The organism is Streptomyces sp. A0958, from assembly GCF_004795035.1.
GTDB lineage: Bacteria > Actinomycetota > Actinomycetes > Streptomycetales > Streptomycetaceae > Streptomyces.
In genome coordinates, this window is the sequence record NZ_SSBK01000039.1 from 1 (window position 1) to 21,657 (window position 21,657).

At 71.6% G+C, this 21,657-nt stretch carries 21 protein-coding genes; 10 read left to right on the plus strand and 11 right to left on the minus strand.

Features of this window, described 5'->3' with window-relative positions; genetic code table 11:
• Positions 1 to 197 precede the first annotated feature (197 nt).
• Positions 198 to 1,310, plus strand: coding sequence for a DUF5937 family protein (locus E6P78_RS27655; RefSeq protein ID WP_136206423.1), 1,113 nt, complete (start codon positions 198 to 200; stop codon positions 1,308 to 1,310).
• A gap of 17 nt (positions 1,311 to 1,327) precedes the next feature.
• Here E6P78_RS27655 and E6P78_RS27660 read toward each other — a convergent pair whose 3' ends face one another.
• Positions 1,328 to 2,002 carry a response regulator transcription factor gene (locus E6P78_RS27660; RefSeq protein ID WP_136206379.1) on the minus strand — a complete coding sequence of 225 codons (675 nt, stop codon included), beginning with the start codon at positions 2,000 to 2,002 and terminating at the stop codon, positions 1,328 to 1,330.
• 61 nt (positions 2,003 to 2,063) lie between these two features.
• Complete coding sequence (locus E6P78_RS27665) at positions 2,064 to 3,278, minus strand: sensor histidine kinase (RefSeq protein ID WP_136206380.1); 1,215 nt, start codon at positions 3,276 to 3,278, stop codon at positions 2,064 to 2,066.
• A 95-nt stretch (positions 3,279 to 3,373) separates the two neighbouring features.
• On the opposite strand from E6P78_RS27665, the gene E6P78_RS27670 reads away from it, so the two are divergent.
• Both E6P78_RS27670 and E6P78_RS27675 read left to right on the plus strand, forming a co-directional pair.
• Complete coding sequence (locus E6P78_RS27670; RefSeq protein ID WP_136206381.1) at positions 3,374 to 4,381, plus strand: SAM-dependent methyltransferase; 1,008 nt, start codon at positions 3,374 to 3,376, stop codon at positions 4,379 to 4,381.
• A gap of 169 nt (positions 4,382 to 4,550) precedes the next feature.
• Positions 4,551 to 5,693 (plus strand): NADH-quinone oxidoreductase subunit D, encoded by a 1,143-nt coding sequence (locus tag E6P78_RS27675; protein WP_136206382.1) that lies wholly within the window; start codon positions 4,551 to 4,553, stop codon positions 5,691 to 5,693.
• Between the two features lie 21 nt (positions 5,694 to 5,714).
• On the opposite strand, the gene E6P78_RS27680 is transcribed toward E6P78_RS27675, so the two are convergent.
• From E6P78_RS27680 to E6P78_RS27695, 4 genes are all read right to left on the minus strand, one after another.
• Positions 5,715 to 6,749 carry a hypothetical protein gene (locus tag E6P78_RS27680; RefSeq protein WP_206307932.1) on the minus strand — a complete coding sequence of 345 codons (1,035 nt, stop codon included), beginning with the start codon at positions 6,747 to 6,749 and terminating at the stop codon, positions 5,715 to 5,717.
• A gap of 106 nt (positions 6,750 to 6,855) precedes the next feature.
• Positions 6,856 to 7,833, minus strand: coding sequence for an ABC transporter substrate-binding protein (locus tag E6P78_RS27685; protein ID WP_136206383.1), 978 nt, complete (start codon positions 7,831 to 7,833; stop codon positions 6,856 to 6,858).
• Between the two features lie 71 nt (positions 7,834 to 7,904).
• On the minus strand, positions 7,905 to 8,579 hold the full coding sequence (locus E6P78_RS27690; protein WP_136206384.1) for an ABC transporter permease: 675 nt from the start codon (positions 8,577 to 8,579) through the stop codon (positions 7,905 to 7,907).
• 2 nt (positions 8,580 to 8,581) lie between these two features.
• The gene (locus E6P78_RS27695; RefSeq protein ID WP_136206385.1) at positions 8,582 to 9,295 is read right to left on the minus strand and encodes an ABC transporter permease; all 714 of its coding nucleotides are present in this window, start codon (positions 9,293 to 9,295) and stop codon (positions 8,582 to 8,584) included.
• A 131-nt stretch (positions 9,296 to 9,426) separates the two neighbouring features.
• Here E6P78_RS27695 and E6P78_RS27700 point away from each other — a divergent pair, with 131 nt between their 5' ends.
• Complete coding sequence (locus E6P78_RS27700) at positions 9,427 to 10,614, plus strand: betaine/proline/choline family ABC transporter ATP-binding protein (RefSeq protein WP_136206386.1); 1,188 nt, start codon at positions 9,427 to 9,429, stop codon at positions 10,612 to 10,614.
• Positions 10,615 to 10,624: 10 nt separating this feature from the next.
• Here E6P78_RS27700 and E6P78_RS27705 read toward each other — a convergent pair whose 3' ends face one another.
• Positions 10,625 to 11,746, minus strand: a complete 1,122-nt coding sequence (locus E6P78_RS27705) for an alpha/beta hydrolase-fold protein (RefSeq protein WP_136206387.1) — start codon at positions 11,744 to 11,746, stop codon at positions 10,625 to 10,627.
• A gap of 139 nt (positions 11,747 to 11,885) precedes the next feature.
• Between E6P78_RS27705 and E6P78_RS27710 the strand changes: the two genes are divergently transcribed.
• The 6 genes from E6P78_RS27710 (at position 11,886) to E6P78_RS27735 (ending at position 16,813) form a co-directional block, all read left to right on the plus strand.
• Positions 11,886 to 13,727: a phosphatidylglycerol lysyltransferase domain-containing protein gene (locus E6P78_RS27710; protein ID WP_206307933.1), complete on the plus strand. Its 1,842-nt coding sequence runs from the start codon at positions 11,886 to 11,888 to the stop codon at positions 13,725 to 13,727.
• Between the two features lie 93 nt (positions 13,728 to 13,820).
• A complete protein-coding gene (gene folP / locus E6P78_RS27715) occupies positions 13,821 to 14,615 on the plus strand; it encodes a dihydropteroate synthase (RefSeq protein ID WP_136206425.1) in 795 nt (264 codons plus the stop codon).
• Complete coding sequence (locus E6P78_RS27720) at positions 14,612 to 15,094, plus strand: nuclear transport factor 2 family protein (protein ID WP_136206389.1); 483 nt, start codon at positions 14,612 to 14,614, stop codon at positions 15,092 to 15,094. Before folP ends, E6P78_RS27720 begins: the two co-directional genes overlap by 4 nt.
• Positions 15,095 to 15,304: 210 nt before the next feature.
• On the plus strand, positions 15,305 to 15,664 hold the full coding sequence (folB, locus tag E6P78_RS27725) for a dihydroneopterin aldolase (RefSeq protein ID WP_136206390.1): 360 nt from the start codon (positions 15,305 to 15,307) through the stop codon (positions 15,662 to 15,664).
• Complete coding sequence (folK, locus tag E6P78_RS27730; protein WP_136206391.1) at positions 15,661 to 16,272, plus strand: 2-amino-4-hydroxy-6-hydroxymethyldihydropteridine diphosphokinase; 612 nt, start codon at positions 15,661 to 15,663, stop codon at positions 16,270 to 16,272. The genes folB and folK overlap by 4 nt, the downstream gene beginning before the upstream one ends.
• Before the next feature lie 58 nt (positions 16,273 to 16,330).
• A complete protein-coding gene (locus E6P78_RS27735; RefSeq protein ID WP_136206392.1) occupies positions 16,331 to 16,813 on the plus strand; it encodes a DUF3180 domain-containing protein in 483 nt (160 codons plus the stop codon).
• 131 nt (positions 16,814 to 16,944) lie between these two features.
• Here E6P78_RS27735 and folE read toward each other — a convergent pair whose 3' ends face one another.
• From folE to tilS, 4 genes are all read right to left on the minus strand, one after another.
• Positions 16,945 to 17,550 carry a GTP cyclohydrolase I FolE gene (gene folE / locus E6P78_RS27740; RefSeq protein WP_136206393.1) on the minus strand — a complete coding sequence of 202 codons (606 nt, stop codon included), beginning with the start codon at positions 17,548 to 17,550 and terminating at the stop codon, positions 16,945 to 16,947.
• A gap of 150 nt (positions 17,551 to 17,700) precedes the next feature.
• Positions 17,701 to 19,725 carry an ATP-dependent zinc metalloprotease FtsH gene (gene ftsH / locus E6P78_RS27745; protein ID WP_136206394.1) on the minus strand — a complete coding sequence of 675 codons (2,025 nt, stop codon included), beginning with the start codon at positions 19,723 to 19,725 and terminating at the stop codon, positions 17,701 to 17,703.
• A gap of 194 nt (positions 19,726 to 19,919) precedes the next feature.
• On the minus strand, positions 19,920 to 20,459 hold the full coding sequence (gene hpt / locus E6P78_RS27750; RefSeq protein WP_037777945.1) for a hypoxanthine phosphoribosyltransferase: 540 nt from the start codon (positions 20,457 to 20,459) through the stop codon (positions 19,920 to 19,922).
• 99 nt (positions 20,460 to 20,558) lie between these two features.
• Positions 20,559 to 21,641, minus strand: coding sequence for a tRNA lysidine(34) synthetase TilS (gene tilS / locus E6P78_RS27755; RefSeq protein ID WP_136206395.1), 1,083 nt, complete (start codon positions 21,639 to 21,641; stop codon positions 20,559 to 20,561).
• Positions 21,642 to 21,657: the final 16 nt, after the last annotated feature.

The following is a 21,657-nucleotide window of genomic DNA, read 5'->3' on the forward strand; positions in this document are numbered from 1 at the left end:
GGGGGAGGCGGGGCTGGAGTGGACGGCCGAGGACGTCCGGCGGGCGCTGGCCGATTTCCTGGAGCGGCTGCCCCGCAAGGGGTGACAGGGGGCCGGCCCCGGCGGTGTCCCGCCGCCCGCGCCCGGCCGCCGTTTGACGTATGCCGTCAACCGGCGGCCGGGCCGGCACACCCGCCCGGCACCATGGACGGGTGAGCGTGACCATCGACATCGCGGGGCTCGACCCCGCCCGCATCGTCTTCGAGACCTCCCCGCTCGTGGAGCTGGGGGTCGCCCTGCACGCGCTCTCCGAGCCGGGGCACCACCCGGCCGTGCACGGCTGGATGACGGCCACCGCCACGGCGCTGGAGCCCGACCTCGCCGACCGGCTGCACGAGGCGGAGTTCCTGTGGCGGAACACCTTCTCGGACATCTTCATGCCGTTCGCCGGAGTGCGCGGCGGCGACGGCAGGACGGGCGCCGACCTCGCCGCCGACCTGGACATCCTGGACCGGCTGGACGACGACCGGTTCGTCTCCGCCGCCCTGGAGTTCACCTGCGCCGCCTTCTACGGGACCGGCTCGACCTCCCCGCTGCGCGACGCCAGGATGCGCGCCCGGGCCCTGGACATGGCGGCGGCGCGCGGCCCGCGGCAGGTGGAGTTCACCCAGCGGCTGCTGGCCGACCCCGCACCCGTACGCCGCTGGCTGCGCCGCCTGTTCGAGGACTGCGACCAGGCGTTCTTCGCGGACACCTGGGAGCGGGTCCGCTTCCAGCTGGTGGCCGACGCACGGCACAAGACGGACCTGCTGCGGCACAAGGGGGTCGGCGAGGCGATACGGGCGGTCTCCCCCGCGCTGGCGGTGGCCGAGGACGGTGGCCGGATCAGCGTGGACAAGCTGACCGAGGGCGCGACCGACGCGACCGACCCCGCCGTCGGCCCCGGGCTCACGCTCATCCCCACCAGCTTCGGCCGGCCCCATCTGATGGTGCTGCACGCCCCCGGCTGGCGCCCGGTGATCCACTACCCGGTGCACCGGCCCGAGCTGCCCTCGCCCGCCTCGGTCGAACTGCTCCAGCTGCGGCTGGAGGCCCTGGCCCACCCGATGCGCATGCGGCTCTGCCGGAACATCGCCCGTTCCCCGTACACGACCGGCGAACTCGCCGACACCAACGGCATCACCCCGCCCGAGGTCTCCCGCCATCTCGCGGTGCTCAAGAAGGCCGGGCTGGTCACGACCCGGCGCCGGGGGCGGTACGTCCTGCATCAGCTGGACCTGACCGTGGTGGCCCGGCTCGGCAGCGACTTCCTGGAGGGAATCCTGCGCTGAGCGGCGATCCGGGCTGCTCAGCCCGCGCCGCCGCCGGCGCGCACCAGACCCGTCTCGTACGCGAGGACGACGACCTGCACCCGGTCGCGCAGGGACAGCTTCGTCAGGATGCGGCCGACATGCGTCTTCACGGTCGCCTCGGAGAGCACGAGGCGCCCCGCGATCTCGCCGTTCGACAGGCCCTGGGCGACCAGCAGCATCACCTCGCGTTCGCGCTCGGTGAGCTTGGCGACGTCCTTGTGCTGCGGTTCGGGGTTGCCGCTGGGCAGCATCGGCGAGAACCGGTCGAGCAGCCGGCGGGTGGTGGACGGGGCGACGACCGCGTCCCCGCTGTGCACGGAGCGGATCGCGGCGAGCAGTTCGCCCGGCGGCACGTCCTTCAGCATGAATCCGCTGGCCCCGGCCTTCAGCCCGGAGAACGCGTACTCGTCGAGGTCGAACGTCGTCAGGATCAGCACCTTCGGCGGATCGGGCTGCGCGCAGATGCGGCGGGTGGCCTCGACGCCGTCCAGCCTCGGCATGCGTACGTCCATCAGCACCACGTCCACCGCGGTGGAGCGCAGGTTCTCGATCGCCTCCGCGCCGTCACCGGCCTCGGCGACCACCTCCATGTCGGGCTGCGCCGCGAGCACCATCCGGAAGCCGGTGCGCAGCAGCACCTGGTCGTCGACGAGCATCACGCGGATCGCCATGGGGTCTTGTCTCCTCTTTCGGTGGGCAGGCGCAACTCTTTCGGTGGGCAGGCGCGACGGTCTAGTCGGCGGTCTTGAGCGGCAGCAGCGCGCTGATCCGGAACCCTCCGCCGGGGCGCGGCCCGGCGTCCAGTGTGCCCCCGACCATGCCGACCCGTTCGCGCATGCCGATCATGCCGTGGCCGGCTCCGTCGGCCCCGCCGTCCTCGTACAGCTCGTGCGCCGCGCCCCGGCCGTCGTCCTCGACCAGCAGGCCGAGCCCGTCGTCGAAGTAGACCAGCCGCACACTGGCCCCGGCGTGCGGGCCGCCGTGCTTGCGCGTGTTGGTCAGGGCCTCCTGCACGATGCGGTACGCGGTCAGTTCGACGCCGCTGGGCAGTGGGCGGGCGGTTCCCTCGACCTTGAAGTCCACGGCCAGACCGGCCGCCCTGACCTGGTCCACCAGCTCCTCGATCTGCTCGACGTCGGGCTGCGGGACGTACTCCCCGCTCTCCTGCGCGTCCCCCGTCCGCAGCACCCCGAGCAGCCGCCGCATCTCCGCGAGCGCCTGCCTGCCGGTGCTGGAGATGGTGTCCAGCGCCTGCCGGGCCTGATCGGGTGCCGCGTCCATGACATAAGCGGCACCGTCGGCCTGCACCACCATCACCGAGACGTTGTGCGCGACGACGTCGTGGAGTTCACGGGCGATACGGGCCCGCTCGGCGGCCACCGCCACCTTCGACTGGGCCTCGCGCTCCCGTTCGAGACGGGCCGCCCGCTCCTCCAGCTGGTCGAAGTAGGCCCGCCGGGTCCGCATCGAGTCACCGAGCACCCAGGCCAGCACGAACGGCACCGTCATCACGACGACGACGAACGCGGTCTCCGCCCAGCTGCGCGGCCCCCCTTCCTCGTTGGGCCAGCGGAGCTGGGAGAGCGTGGCCGCGCCCAGGCTGCACGCCAGGGCGAGCCGGGAGGCCCAGCGCTCACCGATGGTGGCCACCGTGTAGGTGATCACCAGCATGGCGAAGTTCGCGACGGTCGGCCTGACGCCGAGGACCAGCTGCGCCACCCCCATCGCGATGGCGAGCAGCAGCATCTTCTCGGGCGCGCGCCGGCGCAGGGCGACGACGGCGCAGAGACCGACGACGACCGGCACGATGGCGACGCGTTCGAGGCTGCCGCCGCGTCCGGCGTCGCCCGCCACGATGGTCACGCCGGAGAGCCCGAGGAGGAAGACAGCCCAGAAGCTGTCGACGCCCGTCGGGTGTCTGCGGATGAAATCGTAGAGGCGCTGCACGTAACCCAGCGTAGGGAAGGCCGAGGGGTGCCGGGTCAGCCGAAGGGTCGATCCGGGTCCAGGGACCGTACTCCCCAAGGTGGAGACTGGGAAACGTGACGGATGAGTGGCGTGGGTGGCAGGAGGCGGCCGAGACCGCTCTCTACGGCGACGAGGGTTTCTACCGGCGCCCCGAGGGCCCCGCGGGCCACTTCCGTACCTCTGTGCACGCCTCCCCGCTGTTCGCCGCCGCCGTCGCCCGGCTGCTGGTCGCGACGGCGGCGGAACTCGGCACCACGGACGTGGACCTGGTCGACATGGGTGCCGGGCGCGGGGAGCTGGTGACGGGCGTGCTCGCGGCGCTGCCGGCCGAAGGCGGCGCCGGCCTCACCGTACGGGCGTACGCCGTCGAACTCGCCGCCCGCCCCGAGGGCCTGGACCCGCGCGTGCAGTGGTGCGCGAAGCCGCCGCGCGGTGTGCGCGGGCTGCTGTTCGCCAACGAGTGGCTGGACAACGTGCCGCTGCCGGTCGCCGAGACGGACCCCGACGGCGTCGACCGGTACGTCGAGGTACGGACCTCGGACGGCGCGGAGCGGCTGGGCGAACCGGTGGGCGGGGCGGACGCGGCGTGGCTGCGGGACTGGTGGCCCTCGGCGGGCCCCGGCAGCCGGGCGGAGATCGGCCGCCCCCGCGACGAGGTGTGGGCGGACGCGGTGTCGACGCTGTCCGCGGGGCTCGCGGTGGCGGTGGACTACACGCACGTACGCGCGGAACGCCCGCCGTACGGGACGCTGACCGGCTTCAGGGCGGGCCGCGAGGTGCGGCCGGTGCCGGACGGCAGCTGCGACCTCACCGCCCACGTGGCCCTGGACGCCTGCGCGGCGGCCGCCGGCCCGGACACGGAGCTGCGCACCCAGCGCGAGGCGCTGGCTGACCTGGGCATCAGCGGGGAACGCCCGCCCCTGGCGCTGGCGTCGACGGACCCGGCCGCGTATGTTCGCGCCCTGTCGACGGCGGGCGAGGCGGCGGAACTCACCGCCCGGGGCGGCCTGGGCGACTTCGGCTGGCTGACGCGGCGCGTACGAAGCCCCTCCGGCGCGCACCCAAGCCCCTCCGGCGGTTGAGGAGCGGGGTCCGGGGCAGCGACCCGGGGGGCTCCGCCCCCGAACCCCCGCTCCTCAATCGCCGGAGGGGCTGGATTTTGCGCACCGCTCCTCAATCGCCAAAGGAGCTCGATTTTGCGCACCCCTCCTCAATCGCCGGAGGGGCTTCGGACGAGCGATACTGTCCCGCATGACGGAGACGACAGTCGGCATCGGCGGCGCAGCGGAAAGCACCGACATGGTGCTCAACATCGGCCCGCAGCACCCCTCCACCCACGGCGTGCTCCGCCTGCGCATCGTTCTGGACGGCGAGCGCATCCAGCACGCCGAACCGGTCATCGGCTACATGCACCGCGGCGCGGAAAAGCTTTTCGAGGCCCGCGACTACCGCCAGATCATCATGCTCGCCAACCGCCACGACTGGCTGTCCGCGTTCTCCAACGAGCTGGGCGTCGTGATGGCCGTCGAGCGCATGCTCGGCATGGAGGTCCCCGAGCGCGCGGTATGGACCCGCACCCTGCTCGCCGAGCTGAACCGGGTCCTCAACCACCTGATGTTCCTCGGCTCCTACCCGCTGGAACTCGGCGGGATCACCCCGGTGTTCCACGCGTTCCGCGAGCGCGAGGAGGTTCAGGCCGTGATGGAGGAGGTCTCCGGCGGCCGGATGCACTACATGTTCAACCGGGTCGGGGGCCTGAAGGAGGACCTGCCGGCGGGCTGGCTCGGCCGCGCCCGGGACGCCGTCGCCTCGGTCCGCTCCCGGATGGACATCTACGACGGACTGGTCCTCGGCAACGAGATCTTCCGGGCCCGCACCCGCGGGGTGGGCGTGCTGTCGGCCGGCGCGGTGCACGCGTACGGGGTGTCCGGGCCGATCGCCCGCGCTTCTGGCGTCGACTTCGACCTGCGGCGCGACGAGCCGTACCTCGCGTACGGGGAGCTGCGGGACACCCTGAAGGTCGTCACCCGGACCGAGGGCGACTGCCTGGCCCGGTTCGAATGCCTGCTGGAGCAGACGCACAACGCCCTGGACCTCGCGGACGCCTGCCTGGACCGGATGGCGGCGCTGGCGCCCGGCCCGGTCAACCAGCGGCTGCCCAAGGTCCTGAAGGCCCCCGAGGGCCACACCTACGCCTGGACCGAGAACCCGCTCGGCGTCAACGGCTACTACCTGGTGTCCAAGGGCGAGAAGACCCCGTACCGGCTGAAGCTGCGCTCCGCCTCGTTCAACAACATCCAGGCGCTCACCGAACTGCTGCCGGGCACGCTGGTCGCCGACATGGTGGCGATCCTGGGCTCGCTGTTCTTCGTCGTCGGCGACATCGACAAGTAACGGCCGCGCGCGCCGCAGCCGTTACGAGATCGCGCTGCGCAGCTCCGCCACGTCCAGCTGCTCCGTCTCGTCGTGCGCGGTCAGGTCGATGACCTTGCCGACGGCCCGGTTCTCCGGCGTGCCCGAGCGGTGCGCGGCAAGCGCCTCCTCGCCCACCACGTCGGCCAGGTCCTCGTTCTGCACGGACTCGATCGCGGCGTGCGCCTTCTGCGTACCGAAGAAGTCGAAGCTGCCCTGCGGCACCAGGTGGCGGCGGGACGCGCTGTACGGGACGACCGCGCCGACGGCCGGCACCGGGCGCGGGGCGGGCAGCTCACCGGCGGGTCGGGCCGCGGGCAGGGCGGCGGGTGAGCGGTGCTCCTGACCGGCACCGGCACCGGCCTCGGGCGCCCCGGGCGCCCCGGCCGCCGCCTGCTTCTCCTGCGGCTCCTCCGGCTCCGGGGCCCGCTCCGCGATATCCCGCTGCTTGGCGTCCTCGGCGGTGCGCCGGGCCCCCTGGAGCGCGGCGTTGCGCGGGAGGTCGGCCAGCGCGCGGGCGGCACGGGCGTACGCGTCCGGGGTCGGGGTGCTGCGCGCGGCGGGCAGTGAGCGGGCCGGGGCGGACGCCTCGATGGCGAGCTGCCGGCGGCTCTCCAGGACGCTGGCGCGCTCGGTCTCGGCGTTGGCGTACCGCCGCAGCAGCGCGGCGTGTTCGCCCCGCAGCCCGGCGAGCTCCACCCGCTTGCGGCGCAGCTTCGTCTCCAGGCGGGCGCGCAGCTCGCGCGACTCCTCCAGATCGGCTTCGAGTTCCGCCACGCGTTCCTCGGCGCGCCACTCGTCGCCGGCGCGGGCGCGCGTCAGCTCCGCGACCCGGCGGCCCGCCTCGCGGTCCCAGCCGCGCATCAGCACCGCGCCGGTGACGGCTGCGGCCGCGGCGGCCGCGACCAGTGCGCGCAGGACCAGGGGGTCGGCGAGCAGCCAGGCTCCCGCGGCACAGACGACCGAGGCCCCGGCGACGGCCGAAGGCGGAAGGATTCTGTGCAGTGGTGGCGAATGGCGATGGCGTCCACGTGGCATGGCTCGAAATTTACCGTGTGTACGGCGTACTTGGGGAGCCGCCCGGCAATCTGTGCCCCGCAAGTTACCTGGCGGCCCCCGATTCCCCTTCTTCGGGGGACCTTCGCTACTTCTTGATCAGCCCCTTCGACTGGAGGTATTCCCGGGCCACATCGGCGGGCTTGGCGCGTTCGGCGTCGACCTTGCGGTTCAGTTGCGCGAGGTCCTCGGTGGTGAGTGCGCCGGTGAGCCTGCCGAGCGCGTCGGCTATGTCCTGCGCACCGGCGTCCTTGGCGTTGAGGACCGGCAGGACGTTGTCCGCGTTCTGGAGCTTCTTGTCGTCCTCCAGGAACACCAGGTCGTAGCTGTCCAGCACCGCGTCGGTGGTGGTGGTGAGAACGAGCTGGTCCTTGCCGTCCTTGACCGCCTGCTTGGACTGCGGGGTGCCGACGCCCTTGGGGTCGATTCCGGTGACGTCGATGCCGTACGTCTTCTTGAGTCCGGGCGCGCAGAACGGCCGCACCTCGCACTCGTCGCCCGCCGCGACCTTGACGCCGACCTTGGCGGCGCCGAGATCCGAAAGGGTCGTCAGCTTGTGCTTCTCGGCGAATTCCTTGGTGACCGCGAAGGCGTTCTGGTCGACGGCCTTCCCGGCCGGCAGCACCTTCAGTCCGCGCGGCTCGGCGAGCTTCTTCAGGGCGGCGACGGTGGCGGCGGTGTCGGCCGAGGCGACCGGCTTCGACTCGGCGGCCTTCGCCCCGTTCACCTTCGCGTTGAGGAATTCCGCGATCGTCGCCGCGTATTCCGGTACGACGTCGATCTCTCCCTTCTCGAGCGAGGGTTCGTAGAGTTCACGGTTGTTCACCGTGGTGACCGAGGTGCTGTATCCGGCGTCCCCGAGTATCTGCGCGTACAGCTGAGCGAGCACCTTGGACTCGGTGAAGGACGCGGCGCCGACGACGAGCGAGCCCTTCTCGGCGGAGTCCTTGTCCCCGGCCGGGGCGCCCTTGTCCTTCTCCAGGCTGTCTCCGCCGCAGGCGGCGAGCGAGCCCGCCAGCGCGATGACGCCGACGACCGCGCCGGCCATACGTGAGGTCCTGCTCATGTTCTTCTCCGTCCACGGCGGCGAGGCCGTATGCGACAAGGGTTATCGGTTGGCTGGGCCGGGCCGGGCACTCACGCCGGCCGGCGGCGGCGCAGCGGGGACAGCAGGCGGTCGACGCCCACCAGGACCGCTTCCACCAGCAGGGCGAGCACGGCGACCAGCAGCGCCCCCGCGACCACCTGCGGGGTGTCGTACGTGTTGAACCCGGCGGTGATGATGCGGCCGAGGCCGCCCTGCCCGACCATGGCGGCGATCGTCGCCGTGGCCACGACCTGGACCGCGGCCGACCGCAGCCCGGTCATGATGAGCGGGTAGGCCAGCGGAAGCTCGACGCGCAGGAAGAGCTGACCGCCCGACATGCCCATCCCGCGCGCGGCCTCCGCCACCGAACGGTCCACCTCCGTCATCCCGACGTAGGCGTTGGTCAGCAGCGGCGGCACGGCGAACAGCACCAGGGCGATGATCGTCGGTGTGTATCCGGTGTTGCGCAGCGGCGAGACCATGAAGAGGGCCAGGACCGCGAAGACGGGGATCGCCCGACCCACGTTGGCCAGGTTGACCGCGAGCGCGCCGCCCTTGCCCATGTGGCCCAGGTAGAGCGCGAGGGGCAGGGCGATGGCGCAGGACAGGACGAGCGCCACGCCGCTGACGTACAGGTGCTCACCGAGCCGGTGGGCGACCCCGCTCTCGCCCGACCAGTTGGCGCCGGTGGTGAGCCAGGTCCATGCCTCGCCGAGAACTCCCATGGTCAGACCGCCTTCGCCGGGCCGGGCGCGCCCGCGCCGCCGTGCGTGGCGCGTATACGGGTCCAGGGGGTGAGCAGCCGCTGCAGGCCGAGCAGCAGCAGGTCGGCGACGACCGCGAGCAGCACGCAGAGCACCGAGGCGGCCAGCACCTGGGCCTTGAAGAAGCTGGGCAGCGCGTCCTGGATGAGGTTGCCCAGGCCGCCCCGGCCGACGATCGAACCGACCGTCGTCAGCGCGATGGTGGACACCGTGGCGATGCGTATCCCCGCCATCAGCGCGGGGAGCGCGAGCGGCAGTTCCACCTCCCACAGCAGGCGGGCCGGCCCGTACCCCATGCCGTGCGCGGCCTCCTTCGCCTCCTGCGGGACCGCTTCGAGACCGGCGAGGATGTTGCGCACGAGAATGGTCAGCGAATACAGCACGAGCCCGGTGACCACGAGCGCCGCCGAGAGCCCGAACAGGGGCAGCAGGAGCGAGAACATCGCGAGCGAGGGCACGGTGTAGAGCACCGTCGTCAGCCCGAGCACCGGTCCGGCGAAACGCCGGCTGCGGCGCGCGAGGAGCGCCAGCGGGAAGGCCACGGCCACCCCGATCACGACCGAGACGGCGGTGATCCAGATGTGCTGGACCGTCGCGTCCGTCAACTCGTGGCTGCGGGAACGGAGGTACTCCCCGCAGATCCAGTCGTTCGTCACCAGGCAGCTCTGTCCGGCCATCCGTCCCCCCACCTCCCGATTGCCCTCTCGTACTGATGTCCGGCGAGCCTATCCTCGACCACTGACAATCGCCGAGGCCGTTGTATTCCAGCAACATGTCCTTCACAGAACACGCGCGACAATGGGGAACCATGATCCGTTTCGAGCACGTCACCAAGCGGTATGCGGACGGCACCACCGCCGTCGACGACCTTTCCTTCGAGGTCGCCGAGGGTGAGCTGGTCACGCTCGTCGGACCGTCGGGCTGCGGCAAGACGACCACCATGAAGATGGTGAACCGGCTGATCGAACCGACCGAGGGCCGGATATTCCTCGACGGGGACGACATATCCGCCGTCGACCCCGTCCAACTGCGCCGCCGTATCGGCTATGTGATCCAGCAAGTCGGCCTCTTCCCGCACAAGACGGTCCTGGAGAACACCGCGACCGTTCCCCATCTCCTCGGCTGGAAACGCGGAAAGGGCCGCGCCCGCGCCGCCGAGCTCCTCGATCTGGTCGGACTCGACCCTTCCATTTATGGCGACCGATATCCGGAACAGCTGTCCGGCGGCCAGCGCCAGCGCGTCGGCGTGGCCCGGGCACTCGCCGCCGACCCGCCGGTCCTGCTGATGGACGAACCTTTCGGCGCGGTCGACCCGGTCGTGCGCGAGCACCTTCAGAACGAATTCCTGAAACTCCAGGAACAGGTCCGAAAAACCATCCTGTTCGTCACGCACGACATCGAGGAGGCCGTCCGGCTCGGCGACCGCATCGCCGTCTACGGGCAGGGCTCGATCGAGCAGTTCGACTCCCCCGCCACCGTGCTCGGCGCCCCCGCCACCGGCTACGTCGCGGACTTCGTCGGCGCGGACCGCGGCCTCAAGCGGCTCTCGGTCACCCCCGTCGAGGAGAGCGACCTCGACCACCCGCCGGTCGTCCACCTGGACGACCCGCTGGCCGCCGCCACCGAACGGCTGCGCGCGGAGGGCGCCCGCTGGGCGGTGGTCCTGGACGGCGAGGACCACCTGCACGGCTGGATTCCCGCCGACGACGCGCGCACCGGCGGCAAGGGCACCGTCCGCGACCACGCCCGCCGCATGGAGGCGTGGCTCCCCCTCGGCGCCCCGCTGAAACAGGCCTTCGCCACCATGCTCCAGCACGACGCCGGCTGGATCGCCGTCATCGACGAGGCGGGCGAGGGCCGGTTCCTGGGCGTGCTCACCCCCGCCCGCCTCCACGAGGCGCTGCGCCGCTCGGTCGGCGCGGACGGCCGCTCGGTGTCCCGCGCCGAGGTGGCCGTCGAGAGCGTGACGGGCGTGGCGGAGACCGCGGCGACCTGAGGCGGCCCCGTCAGCTCTCGCTGAGCCGGCTGCTCAACCACTCCAGGGCGGCGGGGATCTCCCGGCGCCAGGTGTTGAAGTTGTGCCCGCCGCTGTCCAGCACGATCGAGGAGACCTGGGCCGGCTGCTTCACCTTGGCCAGGAACCGCCGCGTGTCGGCGTAGTTCGACTCGCCGTGGCGGGAACTCGTCACCAGGAACGACGAGTCCGGCTGCGGCCGGTTGTCCAGCGTCCACAGCAGGTCGGCGCGGCGCCGCGCCCCCTCGTCGCCGTGGAAGAGGTCACCGGTCGTCGGGTCCTCGGCCGCCTTGTAGTACGCGGAGAGCCCCGCGCTCGCGGTGAACCTGTCCGGGTGGTGCAGCCCGATCTTCAGGGCGCAGTACCCCCCGGTCGAGTTGCCGATGACGCCCCAGTTGCGGGCGTGCTTGCCGACCCGGTATTCGGCCGAGATCGCCCGGGGCAGGTCCTCCGCGAAGAACGTCTCCGTCTTCGGGCCGCCCTCTATGTCCACGCACTCGGTGTCCCGCGGCGGCGCAAGCGTGGGGCGCATCATCACCAGGATCATCGGCTGCGCCCGTCCGGCCTTCACCCGGTCGAGTGCCGTACGCGGATAGCGCAGCCCCTTGATGAGGTTCTCCGAGGTGCCCGGGTACCCGGTGAGCACCAGGACCGCCGGGAACTTCCGCCGCGCGAAGGCCGGCTGGAAGTACTCCGGCGGCAGATACACGTACGCCGAACTCTCGATCCCCGAGTGCCGGCCCGCGACCACGACCTTGTCGATCCGGCCGCCCACCTCCGGCCGCCCACCACCCGGCACGTCCGGCCGCTGCGTCCCCACCCGCACGATGTTCTTCGCGGCCAGCGCCCCGGCGGCGTGGTCGGTGACCACGCCCAGCTCCTGCTTGCGGCCGAGCAGGTCGGCCCAGGAGCCGTAGAACAGGAAGGAGTTGTTGGCCAGCAGGCCGACCGTCACGAACACCGCCACCTGGGTCGCCAGCAGCATCCCCACCCGGCCGAGCACCGCGGGTGCACTGCGCCGGGCGAGCCTCGGCCAGTACCAGATCGTGACGGAGAACAGCACGACGGCCAGCACGATCGCGACGATCAGCACTGCCTTGCCCGTAAGGCCCATGACCGGTGAACTTTCTGTAAGGAAATTTCCGGGTTGTGGGTGAACCCACGGCCCGGAAGCCTCGTCCTAGAGGTCGCACATCGTCCGCAGGGCTCCGGCCGCCGGACTCCAGGAATCTCTCGCGGAACCACGGGAAGCGATGTCTGTCACGCTAGATGGGGATAAATCAGGATCGGTTCCGGCCCGCGCACGCACGTTCGTGCGCGGCCCGAAGCCGGAAGCCGTGCCGGCGCTCGTCGGCACCGCCTGCGCCGCCGTCGGACTGATCGACGTCGCCGCCGGGGTCTTCCCACGGTTCCGGCACAGCCGCATGCACAGCCTGGCCGAAGTGCTGCCCGGCGCCCTCGGCCCCTTCGCCGCCGCCCTCTCACTGAGCGCCGGCCTCCTCCTGCTGCTCCTCGCCCACGGCCTCAAACGGCGCAAGCGGCGCGCGTGGCGGGCCGCCGTCGTCCTGCTCCCGGTCGGTGCGCTGGCCCAGTTCTCCTACCGGCACTCCGTCCTCGGCACCCTCGTGTCGCTGACGCTGTGTTACCTACTGGTACGTCACCGGAGCGAATTCGCCGCGCTCCCCGACCCGCGCAGCCGTTGGCGGGCCCTGGCCAACTTCGTACTGCTCGGCGCGGCGTCGCTCGGCCTGGGCCTGGTCATCGTCAGCGCCCACCCCCGCCGTCTCGTCGGCAACCCCAGCATCGCCGACCGCCTCCAGCACGTGCTGTACGGCCTGTTCGGCTTCGAGGGGCCCGTCGACTACGCCGGGGACACCTCCTGGACCGTGGCCTACTCGCTGGGCGCCCTCGGCCTGCTGACCGCCGTCACCACCATCTACCTGGCCTTCCGCCCCGAGCACCCGGCCGCCCGCCTCACCGAGGACGACGAGGCCCGGCTGCGCGCCCTGCTGGAGCGGCACGGCCGCCGCGACTCGCTCGGCCACTTCGCGCTCCGCCGCGACAAGGCCGTGGTCTTCTCACCCAGCGGCAAGGCCGCCGTCTGCTACCGCGTGGTCTCCGGCGTGATGCTGGCCAGCGGCGACCCGATCGGCGACGTGGAGGCCTGGCCCGGCGCCATCGAACGCTTCATGGACGAGGCACGGGCGCACTCCTGGGCCCCGGCCGTCATGGGCTGCAGCGAGACCGGCGGCGAGGTCTGGACCCGCGAGACCGGCCTGACCGCCCTCGAACTGGGCGACGAGGCGGTGGTGGACGTCGCGGATTTCTCCCTCGCCGGACGCGCGATGCGCAACGTACGCCAGATGGTCAAGCGCATCGAACGCGGCGGCTACGAGACCCGCGTCCGGCGCGTGGCCGACATCTCTGAGGCCGAACTCGCCCGCATCCGCCACGCCGCCGCCGACTGGCGCGGCACCGACACCGAACGCGGCTTCTCCATGGCCCTCGGCCGCATCGGCGACACCGCCGACCAGGACTGCTTCGTCGCCACCGCCCACAAGGCCGACGAACACAGCGCCGACTCCCCCCACGGCGACCTGAAGGCCGTACTCCACTTCGTCCCCTGGGGCACCGACGGCATGTCCCTCGACCTCATGCGCCGCGACCGGTCCGCCGACCCCGGCATGAACGAACTGCTCATCGTCGCCTCCCTCCAGGCCGCGCCCCGCCTCGGCATCGCCCGCGTCTCGCTGAACTTCGCGATGTTCCGCTCCGCCCTGGCCCGCGGCGAGAAACTGGGCGCCGGACCGGTCCTGCGGGTCTGGCGCGGGCTGCTGATCTTCCTCTCGCGCTGGTTCCAGATCGAGTCGCTGTACAAGTTCAACGCCAAGTTCCGCCCCCGCTGGGAGCCCCGCTTCGTGGTCTACCGCACCGCCCGCGACCTGCCCCGCATCTCGTTCGCCGCGATGCAGGCCGAGGGCTTCGTGAACTTCGCGCTCCCCCGCCCCCTGGCCCGCCGCCTCCCCGTCGGCCCCCGCCGCCCCTGCGCCCATGTACCGCCTCAGGCCGGCGAACAGGGCGCCCGCGCGGCGTAGAGGCAGCCCGTACGGGCCTACGCTGGTCGTATGAGTACGTTGCGTGGACGAGGCACGGTCCAGGGTCTGCCGGAGTGGGACCGCTGCGCGGTCATGGGTGTCGTCAACGTGACCCCCGACTCCTTCTCCGACGGGGGCCGCTGGTTCGACACCACGACGGCCGTCAAGCACGGCCTCGACCTGGTCGGCGAGGGCGCCGACCTGGTCGACGTCGGCGGCGAGTCGACCCGGCCCGGCGCCAGCCGGGTGGACGAGACCGAGGAGCTGCGCCGGGTGATCCCGGTGGTCCGCGGCCTGGCCTCGGAAGGGGTCACGGTCTCCGTCGACACCATGCGGGCCCGCGTCGCCGAGCAGGCGATCGCCGCCGGCGCGGTCCTGGTCAACGACGTGAGCGGCGGCCAGGCCGACCCGGACATGGTCCCGGTCGTCGCCGCGGCCCGGGCCCCCTTCGTCGTCATGCACTGGCGCGGCTTCAGCGAGTCGATGAACAGCCGGGCGGTGTACGGGGACGTGGTCGCCGAGGTCGTCGAGGAGCTGAAGGCCCGGATGGACGCGGTGATCGCCGGCGGCGTCGCCCCGGAACGCCTCGTGGTCGACCCCGGGCTCGGCTTCGCCAAGGACGCCGCCCACGACCTCGCGCTCCTCGCCCGGCTGGACGCGCTGCACGCCCTCGGCCGGCCCCTCCTGGTCGCCGCCTCCCGCAAGCGGTTCCTCGGCCACGTACTGGCCGGCGAGGGCGGCCCGCCGCCCGCCCGCGAGCGCGACGCGGCCACCGCCGCCGTCTCCGCGCTCTCCGCCCGGGCCGGCGCCTGGGCCGTCCGCGTCCACGAGGTGCGGGCCACCGCAGACGCCGTACGGGTCGCCCGCGCCATCGAGGGAGCCGCGTGAGCGAGCCGAGGGACGACCACGCCGCCGCGGCCGCCGACATCGCCGCCGTCGAACAGGCCCACACCGCCTTCTACGAGGCCCTGGAGCAGGGCGACCTCGAAGCGCTGACCGCCCTCTGGCTGCCCGGCGAGGACCTCACGGTCTCCTGCGTCCACCCCGGCTGGCCGGTGCTCAGCGGGCGCGGCGAGGTGCTGCGCAGCTACGCGCTGATCATGGCGAACACCGAGTACATCCAGTTCTTCCTGACCGACGTCGGCGTCTCCATGACGGGCGACACCGCGCTGGTGACCTGCACCGAGAACATCCTCAGCGGGGGCCCCGCCGAGGAGGGAAGCTCGCTCGGCCCGCTCGTCGGGCAGCTCGTGGTCGCCACGAACGTGTTCCGCCGCACGCCGGACGGCTGGAAGCTCTGGTCCCACCACGGTTCGCCCGTACTGGCCGAAACCGGTGAGGAAGAGGACGAAGAGACCCCGTCCTGAGCGGCCCCTGCCCGAATCGGGCGCCAAAGCCGGCCCATCGGGATTGGAACCGGCCACATCGGGGTATCAGCGGCTATCTGTTCCGTGCCCGCACGCCCGAGCCCCCGCGGGGGAGGGCTGTCGGTGCTCGCAGGTAGATTCGAAATCGGGTACCCGGCCGCCCGCACGCGGCCCCGTGCCCTACGACCAACGACAGCAGGAGTGATTCGCGTGGATCGTGTCGCGCTGCGCGGCCTCAAGGCCCGAGGGCACCATGGCGTCTTCCCCCGGGAACGGGAAGAGGGACAGACGTTCATCGTGGACCTGGTGCTCGGCCTCGACACCCGCCCCGCGGCAGCCGCCGACGACCTGACGAAGACCGTGCACTACGGCGTGGTCGCGGAAGAGGCCGTCGAAGTGGTCCGGGGCGAACCGGTCGACCTGATCGAGACGCTCGCGGAGCGCATCGCCCAGCAGTGCCTGAAGCACGACGGCGTCGAGGAGGTGGAGGTCGTGGTGCACAAGCCGGACGCGCCCATCACCGTTCCCTTCGACGACGTCACCATCACCATCACCCGGAGCCGAGCATGACTGCATTTTCTACCGAGGGGCAGAGCGACCCGACCGTACAGCCGGTGCCCGCCTCCGTGGTCGAGCAGGTGGACGCGGCGGACATCACCCTCTCCAACCCCAAACTCGCCGTGCTCTCCCTCGGCGCCAACCTGGGCAACCGCCTGGAGACCCTTCAGGGCGCGATCGACGCCCTGGAGGACACGCCCGGCCTCCGGGTCAAGGCGGTCTCCCCCGTATACGAGACGGAGCCCTGGGGCGTCGACCCCGGCTCCCAGCCGTCGTACTTCAACGCGGTGATCGTCGTGAAGACGACCCTGCCCCCGTCCTCCCTGCTGGAGCGCGGCCAGGCCATCGAGGAAGCCTTCGAACGGGTCCGCGAGGAGCGCTGGGGACCGCGCACCATCGACGTCGACATCGTCGCGTACGCCGACGTGGTCTCCGACGACCCCGTGCTCACGCTGCCCCATCCCCGGGCCCGGGAGCGCGCCTTCGTCCTCGCCCCGTGGCACGACGTGGACCCCGAGGCCCAGCTCCCCGGCCTCGGCCCGGTCGCCGATCTGCTGACCGGTGTCGGACGCGGCGGCGTGCTCCCCCGGGCCGACCTGGAACTCCGGCTGCCCGAGTAGTCGTTAGGCTCACAGAAGACAGCAGGACGATCACAGGCGGCGGAAGGCGGCTCACCCGGTGAAGCAACTACGGCTCGGAGTCCTGGCCGGCCTCTTCGCCGCCGCCGGCATCCTCTCCTGGGGCGCCGCCCGCCTCTGGGACTCCTTCGGCACCCTGCCCAGCGTCCCGCTGGCCGCGCCCATCGTGCTCGCGGTGATCGCCGTCGTCCTGCTGGCCACGGCCCTGTCCATCCGCTCCCGGCTTCGCGCCCAGCGCGAGCGCCGGCCGGGCGCGAAGGGCGTCGAGCCCCTGATGGCGGCCCGCGCCCTGGTCTTCGCCCAGGCCAGCGCCCTCGTCGTCGCCCTGGTCACCGGGATGTATGGCGGCACGGGCGTCTTCCTGCTCGGCTCCCTCGACATCCCGCCCCGCCGCGACCAGGCCATCTACGCCGGCTTCGCGGTCCTCGCCGGCATCGCCGTCATCGCCGCCGCCCTCTTCCTGGAACACGTCTGCAAGCTCCCGGACGACAAGGACGACAACACGGGCGCGGCAGCGGCGTAGGGGCGGGGCGGGCGGGGCGGGCGGGGCGGAGCCCGGAAAGGCCCGGCACGCCGCCTCTGTCAGGGCGTCAGGGCGTCAGGGCGTCAGGGCGTCAGGGCGTCAGCGCGCCAGGGCGTCAGCGCGCCAGGGCGTCAGCGCGCCATGATCAGGCTCATGGCCTCGGCGCGCGTCGCGGGGTCCCGGAGCTGTCCTCGGACGGCCGAGGTCAGCGTCTTCGCCCCGGGCTTGCGGATGCCGCGCATCGACATGCACATGTGCTCGCACTCGATGACGACGATGACGCCGCGCGGCTCCAGGATCTCCATCAGGGACTCGGCGATCTGCGTGGTCAGCCGCTCCTGCACCTGCGGCCGGCGGGCGTAGACGTCCACCAGCCGGGCCAGCTTCGACAGGCCGGTGATCTTGCCGCTGGTGGCCGGGATGTACCCGACGTGCGCCACCCCGCGGAACGGGACCAGGTGATGTTCACAGGTACTGAACACCTCGATGTCCTTGACCAGCACCATCTCGTCGTGGCCCAGGTCGAACGTGGTCGTCAGGACGTCCTCCGGCTCCTGGTACAGGCCGGCGAATATCTCCTTGTACGCCCGCGCCACGCGCCCCGGGGTCTCCCGCAGGCCCTCGCGGTCCGGGTCCTCGCCGACGGCGATGAGCAGCTCCCGTACAGCGGCCTCGGCACGCTTCTCGTCGAACTCGCCGATCGGTCCCTGGCCGTCCAGCGTCACCGGGTCGGTCATGTGTGCCTCGTTCCTTGAGCCGTCACTGCGGGGGCATTCGCGCAGGTGTACGGAAAAGCCGCGCCCCCAACAGGCTAGAACCTGGGGGGCGCGGCATCCATTCCGGGCCCGGTGGTAACCCCGTGACAGGGAACACACCGGGTTCGGTGACTAGCTCTCGGGTCGCTCCTCGGGGATCGACTCGGTGGCCGGGACGGTGTCCGTGACCGAGCCGTTCGCCGTACTCGCGCCGTTGGTGAGGGCGAGCTCCTTCGGGGAGAGCACCGGCGGGCGGGTGGACGGTGTGCGCCGGGAGGAGCCGGTCCACGCGGGGCGGGCCGGGCGCTTGACGATCGGGGCGAAGATCTCGGCGATCTCCGCCTTGCCCAGGGTCTCCTTCTCCAGGAGCTGGAGGACCAGGGCGTCCAGCACGTCGCGGTTCTCGACGAGGATCTCCCACGCGTCGTTGTGCGCGGTCTCGATGAGCTTCTTGACCTCTTCGTCGACCAGCGCGGCGACCTCTTCCGAGTAGTCGCGCTGGTGGCCCATCTCGCGGCCCACGAAGGGTTCGGTGTTGTCGCCGCCGAACTTGATCGCGCCGAGCCGCTCCGTCATGCCGTACTGCGTGACCATCGCGCGGGCCGTTGCCGTGGCCTTCTCGATGTCGTTCGCGGCGCCGGTGGTCGGGTCGTGGAAGACCAGCTCCTCGGCCGCGCGCCCGCCCAGCATGTATGCCAGCTGGTCGAGCATCTCGTTGCGCGTCGTGGAGTACTTGTCCTCCTCCGGGAGCACCATCGTGTAACCGAGGGCGCGGCCGCGGGAGAGGATCGTGATCTTGTGGACCGGGTCCGACTGGGGGGAGGCCGCCGCGACCAGGGCGTGTCCGCCCTCGTGGTACGCGGTGATCTTCTTCTCCTTCTCGGACATGATCCGGGTCCGCTTCTGCGGGCCCGCCACGACGCGGTCGATGGCCTCGTCGAGCATGGCGTTGTCGATGAGCTTCTGGTTGCTGCGCGCCGTGAGGAGCGCCGCTTCGTTCAGCACGTTCGACAGGTCGGCGCCGGTGAAGCCGGGGGTGCGGCGGGCGACGGCGCCGAGGTCGACGTCCGGGGCGACCGGCTTGCCCTTCTGGTGGACCTTGAGGATCTCCAGACGGCCCAGCATGTCCGGACGGTCGACGGCGATCTGCCGGTCGAAGCGGCCCGGGCGCAGCAGCGCCGGGTCGAGGATGTCCGGCCGGTTCGTGGCGGCGATCAGGATGACGCCGCCCTTCACGTCGAAGCCGTCCATCTCCACGAGCAGCTGGTTCAGCGTCTGCTCGCGCTCGTCGTGGCCGCCGCCCATGCCGGCGCCGCGGTGGCGTCCGACGGCGTCGATCTCGTCGACGAAGACGATCGCCGGGGCGTTCGCCTTGGCCTGCTCGAAGAGGTCACGGACTCGGGAGGCACCGACACCGACGAACATCTCGACGAAGTCGGAACCGGAGATCGAGTAGAACGGGACGCCCGCCTCGCCCGCGACGGCGCGTGCGAGCAGCGTCTTGCCCGTACCGGGAGGCCCGTACAGCAGGACGCCCTTGGGGATCTTGGCGCCGACGGCCTGGAACTTCGCCGGCTCCTGGAGGAACTCCTTGATCTCGTGGAGCTCCTCGACCGCCTCGTCCGAGCCCGCCACGTCGGCGAACGTCGTCTTCGGGGTGTCCTTGGTGATCAGCTTGGCCTTGGACTTGCCGAACTGCATGACCTTGGAGCCGCCGCCCTGCATCTGATTCATCAGGAACAGGAAGACGACCACGATGAGGACGAACGGCAGCAGCGAGAAGAGGATCGAGACGAACGGGGACTGCTTCGACGGCGAGACGGTGTAACCCTTCTCGATGTCACCGCTCTCGAACTTCTTCTGCAGCATGTCGGCGAGCTGGACGCCCTGGTTGCCGATGTAGCTCGCCTGGAACTTGCTGCCGGACTCGCCGGTCAGCTTCTGGCCGTCCTTCAGCTCAATCTTGAGGATTTGATCGTCACCGGTGGTCAGCTTGGCCTGCTCCACCTGGTTCTTGCTGATCGCCTGGATCACCTGGCCGGTGTCCACCGTCTTGTAGCCGCCGCCAGAGCCGACGACATTCATCAACACGACCACGGCGAGGACGGCCAGCACGATCCACATGACCGGCCCACGGAAGTATCGCTTCACGTCCATCCATACGGAGCGAAGTCGCCCCGTCCCTCCTGCCCGTAGGTAAATGCTGCTGTGAGTAAAGACTGTTCCTCGGACGGTACCCCAGCATGGGCACCGGCGTCCGCCTCGGACGCCCGGCGAACCCGCCTTCGAAGGCTCAACGGCGGGGGGCCTGTGAGGGTTCCCGGTGTCCGCCGCGGCGGGGCCGCGGGGCCTCAGCCTCCGTAGACGTGCGGAGCCAGGGTTCCGACGAAGGGGAGGTTGCGGTACTTCTCCGCGTAGTCCAGCCCGTAGCCGACGACGAACTCGTTGGGGATGTCGAAGCCGACCCACTTGCAGTCGAGCGCGACCTTCGCCGCGTCCGGCTTGCGCAGCAGGGTGCAGATCTCCAGCGAGGCCGGCTCGCGCGAGCCCAGGTTCGACATCAGCCAGGACAGGGTCAGTCCGGAGTCGATGATGTCCTCGACGATCAGGACGTGCTTGCCCTTGATGTCGGTGTCCAGGTCCTTGAGAATCCGGACGACACCGGAGGACTGGGTGCCCGCGCCGTACGAGGAGACGGCCATCCAGTCCATGGTGACGGGGGTGGACAGCGCACGCGCGAGGTCCGCCATGACCATGACCGCGCCCTTGAGGACTCCGACGAGGAGCAGGTCCTTGCCGGCGTACTCCGCGTCGATCTTCGCGGCCAGTTCGACGAGCTTCGCGTCGATCTCTTCCTTGGTGAGGAGCACCGACTGGAGGTCGGTGCCCATGTCCTTCTCGTTCACCCGCGTCTCTTTCTGTGCCTGCCGGGTCCGGGGTGGAGCCCCGGGCCTGCGCGGCCGATCGCCCTGCGTGTCAGCCGCTTGTGCTCAGCTCTGCCGGATGACCAGTCTGCCACCCTGCCGCAGGGCTTCGACGCGGCCGGGGAGGTTGATGGCCTGCTGGCCGCGCCAGCCGGTGACGAGCCGGTCGACTTCCTCGATGTGCCGGGCGAAGAGCGAACCGGCCGGGGAGCCCGCCTCTATGGCGGCCCGGCGCAGCACCCGGCGGCGTACGGCAGGGGGCAGTGCGTACAGCTTGGCGCACTCCAGGCGGCCCGCGTCGTCGCGTACGTCACGGTCCGCCGCGGCGGCCCAGGTGTCCAGGGCGTCGGCGTCGTCGCGGGAGAGCTGCGCGGTACGGGCGAGCGCTTCGACGACGCCTTTGCCCAGGGCCTTCTCCAGGGCGGGCAGGCCCTCGTGGCGCAGCCGGGAGCGGGTGTAGGCGGGGTCGATGTTGTGCGGGTCGTCCCAGACGGGCAGGGATTGGGCCAGGCACGCGGTGCGGGCGGTCTGGCGGTCGAGCTGGAGGAAGGGGCGGCGGTAGCGGCCGGCCGGGCCGGAGGCGGCGGCCATGCCGGACAGGGAGCGGATGCCGGAGCCGCGGGCGAGGCCGAGCAGGACGGTCTCGGCCTGGTCGTCGCGGGTGTGGCCGAGCAGGACCGCGGCGGCGCCGTGGCGTTCGGCGGCGGCGTCGAGGGCGGCGTAGCGGGCGTCGCGGGCGGCGGCCTCGGGGCCTCCGTCGCGGCCGACGCGGACGGAGACGGCTTCGACCGGGCCGAGGTCCATGGCGGCGAGCCGGGCGGCGACCTCGGTGGCGCGGGTGTCGGAGCCGTCCTGGAGGCCGTGGTCGACGGTGATGCCGCCGGCCCGGACGGGGAGTTTGCGGGCCTCGAAGGCGAGGGCGGAGGCGAGCGCCATGGAATCGGCGCCTCCGGAGCATGCCACGAGCACCAGAGGGGTATCGGGTCGTTCGGGGAGTGCGGTGCGGCGGCTGCCCGCTCCGGCCTGTGCGAGCTCGGGGTGCGGGGCGTGCCCGGCGCGTTCGGTCTGTTCGGCGTGTTCGGCGATGACGTCGTGGAGTACGCGGCGGACCGCCAGGCGTATCGCCGCGACCGCAGGATGGGGACCCATGTCCGGTGCCCTTCGT

Excerpts from the sequence above, each read along its gene's own strand:
- E6P78_RS27660 (WP_136206379.1), bottom strand. The coding sequence starts at position 2,002 with ATGGCGATCCGCGTGATGCTCGTCGACGACCAGGTGCTGCTGCGCACC.
- E6P78_RS27675 (WP_136206382.1), top strand. The coding sequence starts at position 4,551 with ATGACGGAGACGACAGTCGGCATCGGCGGCGCAGCGGAAAGCACCGAC.
- E6P78_RS27680 (WP_206307932.1), bottom strand. The coding sequence starts at position 6,749 with ATGCCACGTGGACGCCATCGCCATTCGCCACCACTGCACAGAATCCTT.
- E6P78_RS27685 (WP_136206383.1), bottom strand. The coding sequence starts at position 7,833 with ATGAGCAGGACCTCACGTATGGCCGGCGCGGTCGTCGGCGTCATCGCG.
- E6P78_RS27690 (WP_136206384.1), bottom strand. The coding sequence starts at position 8,579 with ATGGGAGTTCTCGGCGAGGCATGGACCTGGCTCACCACCGGCGCCAAC.
- E6P78_RS27695 (WP_136206385.1), bottom strand. The coding sequence starts at position 9,295 with ATGGCCGGACAGAGCTGCCTGGTGACGAACGACTGGATCTGCGGGGAG.
- E6P78_RS27700 (WP_136206386.1), top strand. The coding sequence starts at position 9,427 with ATGATCCGTTTCGAGCACGTCACCAAGCGGTATGCGGACGGCACCACC.
- E6P78_RS27705 (WP_136206387.1), bottom strand. The coding sequence starts at position 11,746 with ATGGGCCTTACGGGCAAGGCAGTGCTGATCGTCGCGATCGTGCTGGCC.
- E6P78_RS27710 (WP_206307933.1), top strand. The coding sequence starts at position 11,886 with ATGTCTGTCACGCTAGATGGGGATAAATCAGGATCGGTTCCGGCCCGC.
- folP (WP_136206425.1), top strand. The coding sequence starts at position 13,821 with ATGGGTGTCGTCAACGTGACCCCCGACTCCTTCTCCGACGGGGGCCGC.
- folK (WP_136206391.1), top strand. The coding sequence starts at position 15,661 with ATGACTGCATTTTCTACCGAGGGGCAGAGCGACCCGACCGTACAGCCG.
- folE (WP_136206393.1), bottom strand. The coding sequence starts at position 17,550 with ATGACCGACCCGGTGACGCTGGACGGCCAGGGACCGATCGGCGAGTTC.
- ftsH (WP_136206394.1), bottom strand. The coding sequence starts at position 19,725 with ATGGACGTGAAGCGATACTTCCGTGGGCCGGTCATGTGGATCGTGCTG.
- hpt (WP_037777945.1), bottom strand. The coding sequence starts at position 20,459 with ATGGGCACCGACCTCCAGTCGGTGCTCCTCACCAAGGAAGAGATCGAC.
- tilS (WP_136206395.1), bottom strand. The coding sequence starts at position 21,641 with ATGGGTCCCCATCCTGCGGTCGCGGCGATACGCCTGGCGGTCCGCCGC.